We start from the raw sequence: 16,377 nt of genomic DNA, 5'->3' as shown, positions 1-16,377 counted from the left end.
TGCTGCGCGCTGCCGAGGGCTGCCGCGCGTACGATTCCGCTCGAAGGCGGGTGCCCGCGGGTCCCGATTCTGCCCCACGCAAACCGTCACGCCGGCAACGCGAACCTGTCGAGGCTGCCAGAAACGGCGCGCCGGATCGCCGTTACCCGCGCGCGACGTTCGGCCCGGACGGGCGGATTCGTATGGGGATTGAGCCGAGCTCCGACTTTAACCGATGTGCGACGGTTTTGCGCCAGCGCGCCGGCGCGCCGGATGCAGCGCCTCGCGCGCGTCGATCGCTTCCGCTATCCGACAAGCACCACCGGCTTGCGCAGGAACTGCCGCGTTTTGAACCCGGCGGGAAAATGCGTTCCGGGTCGCACACATGCAAGGATCCGGCGGGCCTGGCGGCCGGACCGGATCCTTGTGCGACGGCAGCGAACGATACGGAAGACGCTATCGCGTGCTCCCGCTCACGGCGACCGCAACGCCTGCAACCCCAGCGTGAGCGCATTGAACGGCATTTCCGCGGCCCCCAGCGAAAAGCTCGTCGTCTTCGTCGTCACGCCCGGCGTGCGCATCAGCGCGTGAACGATCCGCTCGCTCGCGTGACCGTCGCCATACGGATTGCTCGCGCGCGACATTTCCTCGTAGGCGCTCTCGCTGTCGAACAAGCGCGATGCCTCCCAGATGATCCGCTCCTGGTCGGTGCCGACGAGTCGTGCGGTGCCCGCCTGGATCGCTTCGGGCCGCTCGGTCGTCTCGCGCGTGACGAGCACCGGCTTGCCGAGCGCCGGTCCTTCTTCCTGAATGCCCCCCGAATCGGTGATGATGAAGTGCGCGCGGGACATCAGGAATACGAACGACAGGTATTCCTGCGGCTCGATCAGGTAGATGTTCGGCACACCGCCGAGCCGGGCACGCGCCGGTTCACGCACGTTCGGGTTCATGTGCAGCGGATAGACGAACTGCGCGTCGCGATAGCGGCCCGCGAGCGTACAGAGCGCTTCGCAGAATTGCTTGAACGGCTCGCCGAAACTCTCGCGGCGATGGCCGGTGATCAGCACGACGCGCCGCGACGGCTCGAGAAACGGAAAATACGCGGCGACCTTGTCCGACAGCGTGGACGTTCGGTCCAGCATGCGTTTGACCTCGTGCAACGCATCGATCACGGTATTGCCGGTCAGCGAGACGCCGCTACCCGGCACGCCCTCGCTGAGCAGGTTGTCACGCGCCTGCCCGGTCGGCGCGAAATGCCACGACGACACTGCGTCGGTCACGCGGCGATTCAGCTCCTCCGGCCACGGCGACCAGATGTCGCCGCTGCGCAGCCCGGCCTCCACGTGCCCGACCGGCAGATAGCGGTAAAACGCCGCGAGGCTGACCGCGAGCGTGGTCGTCGTATCGCCGTGCACCAGCACGACGTCCGGACGCAGATCGTCGAAGACCATGCCGATCGATTGAAGAATGCCGGTCGTCACGTCGGTCAGCGTCTGGCTTTGCCGCATCAGATTGAGATCGTAGTCGGGCTTGATGTCGAACAGCGTCAGCACCTGGTCGAGCATTTCACGATGCTGCGCGGTCACGCACACCCGGGCGTCGACATCCGCTTGCGCCTTCAGCGCGCGCACCAGCGGTGCCATCTTGATGGCCTCCGGCCGAGTCCCGAACACAAGCAAAATCTTCTTCATCGTTATCCTCGTTTAGCCACTTCGCGCGGACGACCCTGCACGTGGCGCGAAGCATGTATCCGGACGGCGCTTCCCGTACTCGCACGCGGTCAGCACGCGGCGGTGCCGAGGGGCGAGCGCGCCGTCTTGTCCGTGCGGTCCCGGCCGCGCGAATCGTCGTTCTACCGGCATCTCGTTGCACTGATCAGTCACGTCATGAGTCGTTCCTCGCTGTGTCGAGCACCACGCCTGTCCGTCACGTCGCTTCCACACCAGCAATATTCAAACCAGCCGCACTACAGCCGGGCCCGGTTCGCGCGACGCGCGCCGCACATACGCGTTGCGCAACGGAATGTTTCACAACTGCTACGGGACGTCTCATCTCCGGGTAGGCGCGACAACGATAAACAGCCGGCCGACCGCACGATCCGTCTGACGACGTCGTCCGATGAATCACGACTGCATGTCCGATACCCGTCATGTATCGATCCGCCTGGATCTTTCGAAACGCTTTACGTCGTCTCGATTCGGCACTTTTGTCTGTGCAGCGCCCGGCGTGCACGCGACCGCCGGCCAAGGTCGCGTGCGCACGATTAATCGGGCATGCAGTGTCGCTTGCGTCGCACGAATGGACGTGCGGGAAACGTTGCGAATGTGTAACGCGGATCCGGAGCAGTCGGATACATCGGAGTCCGGTCCATTCCGCACGGACGACGGCGATCGCCGTTTCGATCTTCGGGGCAACGCGTGCGCGGCGAACGATGCACGCCAGTGCCTCTCGCGAAGCCGCATCGAGCAAGGAGGATGCGACTCGTCACACAAACCGCCGGCCGTGCGACGTACGCGGGACAGGCCGCAGACTGCCTGCGGCCGAACGGCATGCGCCTACGCTGATTCGTCAGTGAATCAAAACACGTCGCCGCGACCGCGACTGCGCGCGCACCTCGCGCCCGGCCCCTTGCGGCACGGGGCATCGCGACCCATGGCTCACGCCTTGCTTAATGTCGGACAGGTGCGTCCCGAAGCACTCGCACGGCAGCAGCAGACAGACGGGGACGCCAATGCAACGAAGCCGGGAGGCGACGCGACGCGTCCGCCGGGGCGAACGACATCCGCCCTCGCGCGACGAACAGGCGGCCGCGTCCCATTGACAACCGCGCGATCCCCGGGCGCCTTCAGCTCTCATCGGTCGTCGTCGCGGACATCGGGGACCAGGACATGAAGAAAACGCGGATGGCGTCGCTCTGCGAGCAAGGCATTCTGCTGCTGATCGTGCTTGCCTTCTCGCTGGCCGTGCGCGACACCGCATCGCAGGCGATCGCCGAACCGGCGCGGATCATCGTGCCTGCCGCAAACGCCGCAGTCGCCGTCGAGCGCACGGCCCTCGACAACGTGCCGTTCGCCGTCGCCGTACCGGCATCGCACGATGCGGACGTGTCGCTCGAGCCGCCGCCCGCCGGTACGCCAGGTTTCACGTTCGACCCCGACCTGCTGCTGATGCCCTGCGTCGCGTACCTGTGGCTCTTCATGCTGTTGACGTGCGTCTACGCCGGACGGCATTACGTGTTCAGCATCGACCGCCTGTTCAAGCCGCAATGCGCGCCCTACCGAACGATTACCCATGGCGAATGGCCGCGGCTCACGGTGTTCGTCGCCGCCCACAACGAAGAAGCCGTCGTCGTCGATTGCCTGATGGCGCTGCTGGCGACGACCTACCCGCGCGACAGGCTGACGATCATTCCGGTCAACGACCGGTCGACCGACAACACCCGCGCGCTGATCGACGAGGTCCAGGCACTTGCGCCCGACCTCATCCAGCCCTTTCACCGTGAGTCGGGCAAGCCGGGCAAGGCGGCCGCGCTGAAGGATGCGCTGCACTTCATCCGCGGCGACATCATGGTGGTATTCGACGCCGACTACCTGCCGCGCCCGGGGCTGCTGAAGGAACTCGTCGCGCCGTTCTTCGATCCGGAAGTCGGCGCGGTGATGGGCCGCGTCGTGCCGCAGAACGCCGACAGCAACCTGCTCGCGCGGCTGCTCGACCTCGAGCGCGCGGGCGGCTACCAGGTCAACCAGCAAGCCCGCAACAACCTCAGCCTGGTGCCGCAGTATGGCGGCACGGTCGGCGGCATCCGCAAGGGCGCGCTCGACGCGGTAGGCGGGTGGCGCGACGACACGCTCGCCGAGGACACCGACATGACCTATCGCCTGCTGCTGAGCGACTGGCGCACGGTCTACCTGAACCACGCCGAATGCTATGAGGAAGTGCCGGAGCACTGGGCCGTGCGGGCCCGGCAATTGACGCGCTGGGCGAAAGGCCACAACCAGACGTTGCTGCGCTATCTGGTCCCGGTGCTGCGCAATCCGCTGATCTCGCGGCGCTGCCGTCTCGACGGCGCGCTGCTGCTCGGCGTGTTCGTGATGCCCGCGCTCCTCGCCGTCGCATGGAGCGCGGCGCTCGCGCTCTACCTGTTCAACGGCGTCAACTCGACCGCGCTCGGCCTGATCGTGTCGCTGTTCGCGCTGTTTTCGTTCAGCACCTTCGGCAACTTCGGCGTGTTCTTCGAGATCGTCGTCGCGGCCCGGCTCGACGGCCGCGCGACGCGGTTGCGCCTCGTGCCGATCAACGTCGTCGGCTTCTGCGTGACGATCGCGGCCGTCGTCTCCGCGCTATGGGGGCTCACGCTCGACGCCGCATTCCGCCGCGAACTGAAATGGGACAAGACCGAGCGTTTCCGCCGGCAACTGAAACCGGAGCGATGAGCGATGACGACCTTCAATGTGATGGTGCCGGTGGCCGGTGTGCTCAGCCTGCCGTTCCTGCCGATGCTGCATGAACTGATCCGGCGCAGCGACGTCGCGGCGCTGCCGATCGGCGACGGTCCGTTCGTCGATCAGGCATTGCTCGCCACGCGATGGCACGATGCGCTGCGGGCGGACGCGGCCGGCGAACCGCCGGCCGATCCGTCCGCCGCACCACCCTGGCAAACACTCGGGCTGACCGTACAGCACGCCGACATGATTCACGTCGCACACGACGAGCATCGCGACGACGTGCTCCATGCCGATCGCGCGATCACGCTCGACGACGGCGCCCGAGCGGCGTATGCGTTCGCCGGTGAACGCATCGACGTTCATGCCGGCGCGACGATCGGTGCGCTTGCGCACGCGCCGCGGATCGACATCGACATCGACGGCGCGGTGCTGCGTGGCGTAGTGGTCGGCGGCACCGTGCACCTGCATGGCGCCGGCGGCTTCGCATGCCTGTACGGCGAACCGATCGTCTTCGGTGCCGCGTCGGGCACACGCGCTGCCGACATGCCTGTCGCACCACGCCGCGCGATCTCGCTCACGCGCCACTTCGCGACGCTGCCGCATCGCTTCCTGCACGGCCGCTACCTGCTGCATTGCGATGTTCGCCTGCCCGCGCACACGGTCGTGCAAGGCAACCTCGTCGTCGACGGCACGCTCGTGCTCGGGGAAGGCTGCGTGCTGCGCGGCAGCGTCAAGGCGCATCGCGTCGAACTCGAACGTCATGCGTTGCTGCACGGCGCCGTGTTCGCGCGCGACGACGTGCTGCTCGCCGATGCGAGCTGCATCGACGGCGTCGTGTCGGCCGGCGGCCTGCTCCGGCTGACCGGTGCGCGCATCGGGGTCGCCGGCCATCCTGTCAGCGCGTGTGCGCGCGATGTCTCGGTCGCCGGTCATGCATGCGTGCATGGCGACCTCGTCGCGTGGCGCAGCGGCTGGTTCCACGCATCCCGTTAAGGAGCGCCTTCATGTCCGATCGCCCCTGCCATCGCGGCCCGCGCGCGCCGGTTGCCACCCTCGCGGTGCTGTGCGGCGTCGCCTTCGGTGCGCCACCGGTAATGGCTGCCCTGCCGGATGACGCCGCCGCGCCGCCCGTGCAGGCGCCCGACGTTCCGACCGTCATCACGCCGCGGCCGCGCGACGAATCCACGTTCGTGCGCGTCAGCGCCGACGGCCTGCCGGACGGCGTGCCGCTCGCCGAGTTCACGCCCGACGATACGAACCGCCCGCCGCTGCCCGACGCAATTGTCACGCATGTCCAGGCGCCGAAAGAATCGCATACCGAACTGTCGCTCGGCTATTCGAGCGCGCACTTGACGCACGGTTACGGCGACTGGTACGGCGTGCATCTGCGTGGCGTCTATCAGGACGGCGGGCGCACCGTGCTCGGCGAACTCGCTCAGCTTCATCGCTTCGGCGAGAACACGCAACTCGGCGCCCTGACCTACGTGCAGGATATCGGCCCCGACTGGTTCGGCGGTGTCGGCTTCGCCGGCACCACGTCAGGGACGATCCTGCCGAGCGCACGCGTCGACCTGTCGATCAATCGCAAGTTATTGTCGGATCGTTCGCTGGTCGTGTCGCTGGGCGCCGGTTACGCATGGAACCGCAGTGGCCATCGCGATCAGCTTTATCACGCCGGCGTGATCTGGTACGCGCTGCCGAAATGGATCTTCGAGGCCGGCACGAACTACACGGTCGATTCGCCCGGATCGGTGAAGGCGCCCGCCTATTACGGCGCCGTCACCTACGGCGAAGTCGGCAAGAGCGTGATCGTGCTGCGCGGCGGGTTCGGCCGCGAGGCCTATCAGGTCACCGGTTCCGGCTCGCAGATCGCCGATTTCCGCAGCCACGAGATCGACGCGAAATGGCGCTACTGGTTCACGCGCAAGTGGGGAACGCAGCTCGAGTTCGACTACTACCACAACCCGTACTACTCGCGGATCGGCGGCGAGCTGAGCGTGTTCTATCGCTGGTAACCGGACGCGCGACATGCAGACGCGTCCCGTCCGTCCTCCCGCCGACCGTTCGCTGCGAATCCACGCGTATCCGCAGCGCTGGCTGCTGTCGATCGTACTGCTGACACCCGCGCTGTATGCGTTGCTGTGGGTCGGCCTGCCGCTCGCCTGGCGCTACTGGCGCGCGGTGATGGCCTGGGGCGCGCAGCAGATCGATCCTGCGCTCCACGTGATCGTGATCGGTTATCCGCCCGACGCGCCGCGCGTGCCGCTGCTGTCGATCGACGTCGCCGCGCGCATGCCGGGCGACGTGCTGCTGGCCGCCACCGCGGCACTCTGCGCGATCGGCTTCGCCACCTCCTTCATGCGACACAAGAACTGGCTGCCTGTTGCATATCTGTTACGTATCGCGAGCTTCACCCAGTTGCTGATTTGCGCGTACTTCTGGCTCGCGCCCGGCACGTTTCCCTATGTCCCGTTGCTGCATCTGCGCGACATGTTCGTGCTGCACGGCGCGGCGATCGCGATGATCCCGCTGGTGATGGCGGCGTTGTACTACCCGCTCGATTTCTCGCTGCTGCAGAAGGCTTGTGCGTCGGTGCTGGTACTCGGCTACTTCATCGTCGCGCTGCCGTTCGTGATGCTGCTGCACGCGATGATCATCCATCACGGCACGTTGCTGTTCCTGCCGTTCTGCTATTTCCTGCTCGGCGGACCGCTGCTGATCGGCCTGCTGGTCACGCTCTACACCTACTGCGCGAGCTGGCCCGGCGCGCTGACGAACGGCGCCGATTCTGTCTGCTGATTTCGCGCGCAAACGCGCCGTATCAGCGATGAAACGAATCCATCGCGTTTGCCGCCGTGCCGCGCGACTCGCGTTACATGAAGCCAACAGGACCGGGCCTCCGCAGCGAATGGCACGTTGTTCGCTTCACTCAATGTGTCGCATCGGGTCCTTTCGTCAATGACGACAGCGCGGCGCACCGACGTGCCCCGTTGTTCCAGCTGCCATCGACAGGTACCACTCGATGTTCGACGCACCGGACAGCCGCACACACCTATGGGGCAGGACTGGTCGACCTGGCGGCACGCGCATCACGGCTGCCGCGCGCCCCATTCCTTGAGCGAGGAGTACACCATGTTGGCAAAGTCAGGCAAGTTCTTGCGGATCCTGTTCGCGTTGTTCGCGCTCGCGTTCGCATTCAGTCCGGGCGGCGTTCAGGCGGCCACCAACCAGCTCATCCTGCTGGTGCCGAATACGCTGACGTTGCCCGATCCGCGCGTGTCCGCATGGCTCGACACCGCGCAAGAGGAAGGGCTGCAGATCACGGTGATGACCGACAGCCAGTTCATGACGGCCGGTGCATCGTTGTCGCAGTATCCCGGCCTGATCCTGCCCGATCAGGTGCATACGACAGCCGACGACACGCTCGTCACGGCGATCCAGAACTATGCGCTGAACGGCGGCAAGGTGATGCTCGTCTACGATTTCGGCGTGCTGAATTCCGCCGGCTTCTACGTAAGCCCGAAATCCCGCTTCAGCAACATGGTCGGTGTGGACTACGTACTGTATGACCAATTGGGCGGCAACATGATCGGCCTCGGCAACGTGACCGGCATGAGCAGCTGGCTGCGCACGCTCCAGGTGCCTCCCGGCAAGTCGATGGCATGGACCACGACGGCTTCTACCACGACGACCGCCAGCGTCATGGCGGCGGCGACCACCAGCGGCTCGAAGACGAACAACTCGTCGAAGCCGGCTACCGGTACCGCGCTCTACCTGTCCGGTAGCCCGTCGAACCCGGGCGGCCTCGCCAACTACAACCACGGCGCATGGTTCCAGTACGACACGCCGCCGGCAGGCAGCGGCCTGTTGAACCAGACGGCGCCGAAGCTGACCGGCGTCGCGAACGGCAAGCAGGTGAAGTCCGGTACGTATAGCGCCAACTCGCTCGTCAGCACGACGACCGGCAAGGCAGCCACCATGCTCGCGTCGACCACGGCGACGACCACCGACACGCTCGAAGGCATCTCCGGCTATGTGTACGGCTTCCTCACCTATCCGAGCTTCGTCACGCAGGGGACGTACACCGGCACGACGATCCTGACCTCGCCGACGTTCGGGCTGGTGTCCGGCTACAACACGTACGGCAACGGCGGCGTGCTGTTCGTCAACCTGCCGCTCGCCTACCTCGACGGCCAGACTGATGGCATGCTGATCCACGGCTACCTGCATTATTTCGGCACGCAGATGCTGAACCTGCCGTCGCTGTCGCCGCTGCCGAAGGCAATGGCCGGGCTGGTGTTCAACTGGCACTTCTGCGCAGGCGACCAGATCCAGCCCGCGCTCCAGCTGAAGAACCTCGGCGTGTGGAACAACGGGCCGTTCTCGCTCGTGATCACGGCCGGCCCCGATGAAGCGACGTTCGGCGACGGAAACGGCATCAACCTCGCCAACAACCCCACCGCGCTGAATCTCGTGAAGTATTTCCTGAGCAAGGGCCATCACGTCGGCAGCCACGGTGGCTGGATTCACGACTACTGGGGGGCGAACGCGAGCGAAACGAACGCGAGCACGTTCACGCAGTACCTGGTGATGAACCATCAGGCCGTTCAGGCAGCCACGGGCCAACCCGATGTCGAGTACGCGGCGCCGGAAGGCAACACGCCGACCTGGTCGGTCAACTGGCTCGAAAGCAACGGCTTCAACGGCTACTACTTCACCGGCCACACCGGCTCGGCACCGACCCGCGCATACCGCAACGGCGCGCTGCTGAACCCGGGCCTGTGGGCTTACCCCGTGATGCCGTTCGGCAAGTACGCGACGTTCGAGGAGTTCCAGCAGTATGCGGTGCCGACGAGCGACGTGAACAACTGGTATGCAGCCCTGATGAACTTCGTCGTCGCGAACCGTACGAGCCGACTGATCTATGCGCACCCGCTCGGCGCGTCGTCCTATACGTCGACGTTGAACGCAATCTTCTCGCAAGCGAATACGCTGAAGCTGCTCGGCCAGTTCAAGTGGTACACGATGAGCGACATCACGATCTTCGATCGGGCACGCCTGAACGTTACGTGGTCAGCCACCGACACGGGCAGCGGCTGGTCATTTGCCGCCAGCCACCCGACGAGTCTGGCGAACATGACGTGGCTGCTGCCGAAGAAGGCCTACGCACTGCCGTTGATCACGCAAGGCAGCGGCAGCATCGTCATCACCGATGCGACGTACTGGCTCGTCACCGCGAACGGCGGCACCAGCCTCAAGTTCACCAGCGCCAAGGTGAACTGACCCGCAACGTCGACACACTCGCCGGCGCGCGACGCGGCCAACGCCGCGCCCGGCGAGCATTGCGCACGAACACCGCGCAGGAGCCCCCGATCATGAACCGGCCCGCGCTTTCCCCGGCCGCACGCGCCCGCGTGGCGGCCACCGCCCGGCTATGCCGCCTGTGGTGCGTTGCCTGCTGTGTCTTGGCATTCGGCTTCGCGCTGCACGCGGGCGCCGCCGAGCTCCAGCTCAACGGACTCTACCAGCGCCCCGACGGCGCGATTACCGTGCGCCTGAACGGCGCCGGCGTCGATCCGTATTTCGCGGCGAAGGCGCTGCTCGCCGCCACCGATGCCGGGCTCGACACCCACCAGGCCGCACTCGCGTGGATCGCGTGGCTGTTGCCGCGTCAGCGCCCCGACGGCGGCTTCGATCGCTACTGCCTGAAGAGCGGCCAGTACAGTGCTTGCGCGGAAGCCGACGCCGACGACGCGATGATGGCCACCTGGATCGAGCTGCTCTCCCGCTTCGCGCCGCCCGACGGCATGCCCGCCGCATGGGAACTCAGCCTGAACCGCGCGGGCGCGCATCTGGACACGCTGCTCAGCAAGCCCACCGGCGTCTATCAGATCTCGTCGACACTGCACGTCGCGCTGCTGATGGATAACGTCGAGGTCCACAGCGCATTCCAGGCGCTCGCCGCGTACTACGTCCGGCATGCCGACACCGCGCACGCGAGCCCGTGGCGCCAGCGCGCCGACCGGCTCTCGTCCGCGATCCTGAAGGTGTTCTGGCGCGGCACGCAATCCGGCTTTCGCGCGAGCACGCAGCGCATCAGCGACGCGACCTTCTATCCGGCGAAGGTCGCGCAGATCTTCCCGCTCCTGTCGGGGATTCAGGTTCCCGATCAATCGAACGAGGCCATCTATGCGCAGTGGATGCAGAAATACGGCAAGACGTGGCTGCAACTGGCCGGCAGCGATTATCCATGGGGCTTGATTGCGCTGGTCGCATTCAAGATGAACGACTGGAACACGGTCGCCTGCTGGCATGCGCGATCGGGCCCGTACCGGCATGGTGCGCACTGGAACGTACTGGAGGAATCGCTTTATCTCGCATTCGAAAGCAGGATGGCCGACCCCGTCGCGCCCGCTCAATGCGGCTTCACGACGGCGGAGGCAACGGAGACTGCGTCGCGCTGACACGGCGTGCATCCGATCCGGCAAAAATGTCAGGGAAGGAGGCGTGTCATGTGTGGCATCGTCGGCGCGGTCGCGCAACGGGACATCGTCCCGATTCTGATTGAAGGTTTGCGCCGCCTTGAATATCGCGGCTACGATTCATGCGGGGTCGCGACGGTCGTCAACGGCCAGCCGCGCCGGGAGCGCAGCATGTCGCGCGTCGCCGATCTCGACGCCCACGTGCGCAGCGCCGGCCTGACCGGCAGCACCGGTATCGCGCACACGCGCTGGGCGACCCATGGCGCGCCGGCAACCTGCAACGCGCATCCGATCTTCTCGCGCGACGAAATCGCGCTCGTGCATAACGGCATCATCGAAAACCACGAAACGTTGCGCAAGCAACTTTCCGACGCGCACTACGAATTCGACGGCCAGACCGACACCGAGGTCGTCGCGCACCTGATCCACAGCCAGTACCGCGGCGATCTGCTCGCCGCCGTCCGTGCAGCGACTTCACAGCTTCATGGCGCGTACGCGATCGCCGTGTTCAGCAAGCACGAGCCGCAGCGGCTGATCGGCGCGAAAGTCGGCTCACCGCTCGTCGTCGGCGTGAAGGATGGCGAATGCTTTCTCGCCTCCGATGCGCTCGCGCTCGCCGGCATCACCGACCGCTTCATCTTTCTCGAGGAAGGCGACGTCGTCGAGTTGACGCCGGGCGGCGTACGCGTGCTCGATCGCGGCGGCGCACCGGTCGAGCGCGCGGTGCAAACCATTTCCTCCGCGCAGGCCGCGGTCGAACTCGGGCCGTACCGGCACTTCATGCAGAAGGAAATTTTCGAGCAGCCGCAGGCCGTGGCCGCGACCATCCCGGATGCGGGGCTGTTCGATCCGGCCGTATTCGGCCCGGATGCCGCGCGGGCGTTCGACCAGATCGACAACGTGCTGATTCTCGCGTGCGGCACGAGCCATTATTCCGGCCTGACCGCGCGCCGCTGGCTCGAAACGATCGCGCGCATCCCCGCGCAGGTCGAGATCGCGAGCGAATACCGTTACAGCGATGCGCTCGCGATGCCGAACACGCTGGTGGTCAGCGTGTCCCAATCCGGCGAGACCGCCGACACGCTCGCCGCGCTCAAGTACGCGCAGGCGCTCGGCCATATCGACACGCTGGCGATCTGCAACGTGCCGACCAGCGCGATGATGCGCCAGACCGGCCTGCGCTTCCTGACGCGGGCAGGCCCGGAAATCGGCGTCGCGTCGACCAAGGCGTTCACGACGCAGCTCGTCGCGCTGTTCATTCTCGCCGTCACGCTCGGACGGCTGCGCGGCTACGTCGACGATGCGCAGCTCGCGCGCTACACGATGCAATTACGGCGGCTGCCGGGTGCGCTCCAGGATGTGCTCGGGCTCGAACCGCAGATCGCGCGCTGGGCGGCGGAATTCTCGCAGCACGAAAACGCGCTGTTTCTCGGGCGCGGGCTGCACTACCCGATCGCGCTCGAAGGCGCGCTGAAGCTGAAGGAGATTTCGTATATCCATGCGGAGGCGTATCCCGCGGGCGAGTTGAAACATGGGCCGCTCGCGCTCGTGACGCATACGATGCCTGTTGCCACGATCGCGCCGAACGACGCGTTGCTCGAGAAGCTGAAGTCGAACATGCAGGAGGTGCGGGCGCGCGGCGGGCAGCTTTACGTGTTCGCCGATGCCGATACGCGGATCGACAACAGCGAAGGCGTGTCGGTACTGCGGATGCCGGATTACTACGGGCTGTTGTCGCCGATCCTGCATGTGGTGCCGTTACAGCTGCTTGCGTATCACGCGGCGTGTTTGCGTGGCGCGGATATCGACAAGCCGAGGAATCTAGCGAAATCGGTGACGGTTGAGTGAGGGGGCTGGGTAACCGAGGCGGACTGGTGAAGGTCCTTGAGGAATCAAGCTGGCCCGCCCTACACGATTCGAACGTGTGACCTACGGCTTAGAAGGCCGTTGCTCTATCCAACTGAGCTAAGGGCGGTCGGGGAGAAAAGACACGGCCGGCGCGGGCGGCATTTGATGCAAGGCTTCAAGCGGCAGCAAGAACCACCAACCTCGAAGCCCCGAAACAAAACGGGCCCGGCATGAAGCCGAGCCCGAAATTATACCCGATCATCGCACCACATCACGCGAGATCGACCTTCGCAGCCTCAAACCGGCTGCGGATGCAGCATGAACCAGCCGAGGCAGAACACACCGGCGATCACGCAATACACGCCGAACGAAGCCAGCCGGCCACGCCCTTCGAAGTAACGCATCAGGAACCGCACGCTCAGATACGCGGCGATCGCCGTCAGCACGCCGCCGAGCAGCGCATCGGCGAGCTGGTCGCGCGCATGGAACAGCTTCGGCAGCTCGAGCACCCCCGCCGCGAAAATGATCGGCGTACCGAGCAGGAACGAGAATTCCGCGGCCTTCTCCGCCGTCAGCCCCGCGGCGTTGCCGGCGATCATCGTCAGCCCGCTGCGCGAGAAGCCCGGAATCAGCGCGCCGATCTGCGCGAGGCCCACGAAGAACGCCTGCTTGAACGTCATCTTCTCCGGAGCCTGATGCGCGCGGCTGCGCTGGATGCGATCGCCGAGCCACAGCAGCACGCCGTTCACGATCAGCGCGACCGCGACGATCCGCAGGTCGTGGAACACGCGTTCGATGCGCTTCTCGAGGAGCAGCCCGACGATGCCGGTCGGGATCGTACCGATGATGAGCGCCCACATCAGGTGCCCGTCGTCGTTCTTGCGGCCGCCGAGCTGCGCGAAGAAGCCGCTGATCAACGCGATCCAGCGCGCGCGGAAATACCACAGCAGCGCCAGCGCGGTGCCGAGGTGCAGCGCGACGAGGAACGGCAGCAGTTGCGGTGCGTGCTTGTCGATGTGCATGCCGAACAGCGCCGGCACGAGCAGCGTATGGCCAAGGCTGCTGACGGGGAAGAGTTCGGTGACGCCCTGCAGGACGCTCAGGAATACCAGAAACCAGAGACTCACGCGTCGGTCCTTTTAGTGAAAATCAAGCGGAAAGAGAAGTGGACGACGCGATGCGCGTCCGTAAAAACGCGCCCCGATTATGCCGAGCCCGGATTACTGCGCCAAGGCATTTGGCTGGATATTGCGGCAATGCACACAAACGCTTGCAATTTGTAAGCACCCAGAAAGCAAAAAGCCCGCCATTTGCATGGCGGGCCTTTCGACTTCGGCAGGAATTGCCGTCAGCGGCCGAGCTGATAGAAAAATAATACCGTGCTGCCGGTGAACATGCCGAACAGTGCGATACCCATTGCCATTGCCAGATCCATGGCCCCCTCCACGAAGTGTCATGACCCGGCAACATCACCGGTTTAGAGCCATTATCCCGACCGATGGCAGTCTTAAAAACTCGCGATTTCCCGAGAAGGGTTTTCCCCGAGCCGCCACGGCCCGATAATGGAGCGCGCCACTCCCGTCCACCCGCCTAACCCGATTCGCCATGCCGACCTTCCAGCAACACGACATTCACGAACTTCACGCCGGCCCGTCGCTCGTCCGGGTCGCTCCGCAATTCGGCGGCCGCCTGCTGTCATGGGATGTCGACGGCGAACCGGTGATCTTCTGGCCGGACACGGCCGACTGGAGCAACCTCGCACGTGTGCGCGGCGGCAACCCGCTGCTGTTCCCGTTCCTCGGCCGACACCGCGTCGACGGCGAACTCGGCCGCTGGCGCGATGCCGCCGGCGTGGTGCGCGACCTGCCGATGCACGGGTTCGCGCGCGACCTGCCGTTCGCCGCGCAACCGTCGGCCGATGGCGCCGCGCTGTCGATGACGCTCGACGCGACCGACGCGCTGCGCGCCAGTTACCCGTTCGATTTCCGGTTCGAAACGACCTACCGGCTGGCCGACTCGCACACGCTCGAAGTCGCGCTGACGACGACCAATCGCGGCGACACGCCGCTGCCCTACTACGCCGGCCACCATTTCTATTTCGCGCTGCCGCACGGCGAACGCGCCGACACCACGCTCGAGCTCCCGCCCACGCATCGTTGCGCGCAGCAGGCCGACGGTTCGATCAGCACGCCCGAACCGGGCGAAGCCCGTTATCACCTCGACAACCCGGACATCCTCGACCGCTTCCACTGCCTCGACAGCGTGCCGGCCACGCCGGTGCGCATCGTGATGCCGGGCCGCCGCCGCACGATCGAGATCGCGCTCGACGTGCCGGGCTCGATCCCGTGGTACGCGGTGACGACCTGGACCGAGAAGCCGGATTCGGACTTCTATTGCGTCGAACCGTGGCTCGGCCTGCCGGATGCGATCCACAACGGCCTCGGGCTGCGCCTGCTCGCACCGGGCGCGACCGAAACGGCCACGCTGCGGATTCGCGTCCTTCCGCTCGCCGGCTGATACGCAGGCTGAAACGCCATCAGGCAACGCGTGGAACCGGCGCGCCGCAGCCCCGATAACGGCCCAAACTGCGGTGCGCGGGTCGAACCCGTTAAAATCGGACGTTTTGTGTTGCCTGCCGCGTCACGCGCGGCAGGGTTTTGCGAGGTTCAATGTTCGGAACAACAACGAAGCGACTCTTCGCAGCCGCCTGCGCCGCCCTGCTCGTCGCATGCGGCTCCGCGCCCGTCGGCCCCGGGTTCTATCGCGTCGAGCGCGGCGATACGCTCTACAAGATCGCGCGCGACAACCGCACGTCGGTATCGAACATCGTGCGCTGGAACCAGATGACGAACCCCGATGCGATCGAAGTCGGCCAGGTGCTGCGCGTCGTGCCGCCGCCCGGCACGACCACCGCCTCGACGCCGTCGACCACCGGCACCGGCAGTGCCGGCCGGGCCCGCCCCGCGCCGTCCGCTCCGGTCGAATCGGCCGTCAAGCCGGCCACGAGTATCGCGCTGATCTGGCCGGCCGCCGGCAATGTGGTCCGCACGTTCGACGGCTCGAAATCGAAGGGCATCGACATCGCGAACTCGCCGGGCACGCCGGTGGTCGCGGCTGCGCCGGGTGTGGTGGTCTATGCGGGTAACGGGCTGCGCGGCTACGGCAACCTGATCATCCTCAAGCACAACGCCGATTACCTGACCGCCTACGCGCACAACCGCGCGCTGCTGGTGAAGGAAGGCCAGTCGGTCACGCAAGGGCAATCGATCGCCGAGATGGGCAACAGCGACAGCGATCGGGTCGCGCTGCATTTCGAGTTGCGCTACGGCGGCCGATCGATCGACCCGTCACGCTACCTGCCGGCGCGCTGAGCACCCGATGGACGACACGCGATGCCGGCACGCATCGCGTGTCGTCGCGGTGAAAACCGGGAAAGGTGATGTCAGCGCTTGCGCAGACGTCCGGTGAACCGGCCGGACAACGGATCGACGTGACGGGCAAACGCTACCAGTACGCCGATTCCGATCAGGCTGAACCCCGCAGCTATCAGAAGCAAATCCATGGTCACACACTGATTTTTTCGTGATCTTATGCGTCATTGTGGAATCGTGCACTGAGCCGAG

11 protein-coding genes and 1 tRNA gene are annotated in these 16,377 nt (G+C 65.7%); 9 read left to right on the top strand and 3 right to left on the bottom strand.

What is annotated here, in order from left to right; all coding sequences use genetic code 11:
- Positions 1-452: 452 nt before the first annotated feature.
- Entirely contained in the window at positions 453-1,670 is a 1,218-nt protein-coding gene (gene wecB, locus CFB43_RS07300) for a non-hydrolyzing UDP-N-acetylglucosamine 2-epimerase (protein ID WP_089494591.1), read from the bottom strand.
- 1,197 nt (positions 1,671-2,867) lie between these two features.
- Here wecB and CFB43_RS07295 point away from each other — a divergent pair.
- The 7 genes from CFB43_RS07295 (at position 2,868) to glmS (ending at position 12,754) form a co-directional block, all read left to right on the top strand.
- On the top strand, positions 2,868-4,412 hold the full coding sequence (locus CFB43_RS07295; RefSeq protein ID WP_089494590.1) for a glycosyltransferase family 2 protein: 1,545 nt from the start codon (positions 2,868-2,870) through the stop codon (positions 4,410-4,412).
- A gap of 3 nt (positions 4,413-4,415) precedes the next feature.
- Complete coding sequence (locus CFB43_RS07290) at positions 4,416-5,417, top strand: polymer-forming cytoskeletal protein (RefSeq protein ID WP_089494589.1); 1,002 nt, start codon at positions 4,416-4,418, stop codon at positions 5,415-5,417.
- Between the two features lie 11 nt (positions 5,418-5,428).
- On the top strand, positions 5,429-6,439 hold the full coding sequence (locus CFB43_RS07285; RefSeq protein WP_089494588.1) for a YaiO family outer membrane beta-barrel protein: 1,011 nt from the start codon (positions 5,429-5,431) through the stop codon (positions 6,437-6,439).
- 13 nt (positions 6,440-6,452) lie between these two features.
- Positions 6,453-7,223 carry a hypothetical protein gene (locus tag CFB43_RS07280; protein WP_089494587.1) on the top strand — a complete coding sequence of 257 codons (771 nt, stop codon included), beginning with the start codon at positions 6,453-6,455 and terminating at the stop codon, positions 7,221-7,223.
- Positions 7,224-7,556: 333 nt separating this feature from the next.
- A complete protein-coding gene (locus tag CFB43_RS07275; protein WP_089494586.1) occupies positions 7,557-9,707 on the top strand; it encodes a polysaccharide deacetylase family protein in 2,151 nt (716 codons plus the stop codon).
- A 92-nt stretch (positions 9,708-9,799) separates the two neighbouring features.
- Complete coding sequence (locus CFB43_RS07270) at positions 9,800-10,888, top strand: hypothetical protein (protein WP_089494585.1); 1,089 nt, start codon at positions 9,800-9,802, stop codon at positions 10,886-10,888.
- A 48-nt stretch (positions 10,889-10,936) separates the two neighbouring features.
- A complete protein-coding gene (glmS, locus tag CFB43_RS07265) occupies positions 10,937-12,754 on the top strand; it encodes a glutamine--fructose-6-phosphate transaminase (isomerizing) (RefSeq protein WP_089494584.1) in 1,818 nt (605 codons plus the stop codon).
- A 50-nt stretch (positions 12,755-12,804) separates the two neighbouring features.
- On the opposite strand, the gene CFB43_RS07260 is transcribed toward glmS, so the two are convergent.
- Together CFB43_RS07260 and CFB43_RS07255 are read right to left on the bottom strand one after the other, a co-directional pair.
- Positions 12,805-12,881, bottom strand: a tRNA-Arg gene (locus tag CFB43_RS07260).
- A 169-nt stretch (positions 12,882-13,050) separates the two neighbouring features.
- Positions 13,051-13,881, bottom strand: coding sequence for an undecaprenyl-diphosphate phosphatase (locus CFB43_RS07255; protein ID WP_039347620.1), 831 nt, complete (start codon positions 13,879-13,881; stop codon positions 13,051-13,053).
- 478 nt (positions 13,882-14,359) lie between these two features.
- On the opposite strand from CFB43_RS07255, the gene CFB43_RS07250 reads away from it, so the two are divergent.
- The gene (locus tag CFB43_RS07250; protein WP_089494583.1) at positions 14,360-15,271 is read left to right on the top strand and encodes an aldose epimerase family protein; all 912 of its coding nucleotides are present in this window, start codon (positions 14,360-14,362) and stop codon (positions 15,269-15,271) included.
- Positions 15,272-15,423: 152 nt separating this feature from the next.
- Entirely contained in the window at positions 15,424-16,125 is a 702-nt protein-coding gene (locus CFB43_RS07245) for a peptidoglycan DD-metalloendopeptidase family protein (protein WP_089494582.1), read from the top strand.
- The last annotated feature ends 252 nt before the right edge of the window (positions 16,126-16,377 follow it).

The sequence above is a fragment of the Burkholderia sp. AU15512 genome (assembly GCF_002223325.1).
GTDB lineage: Bacteria > Pseudomonadota > Gammaproteobacteria > Burkholderiales > Burkholderiaceae > Burkholderia.
Note: the sequence above shows the minus strand (reverse complement) of the source record. Positions and strands in the feature narration are given on the sequence as shown.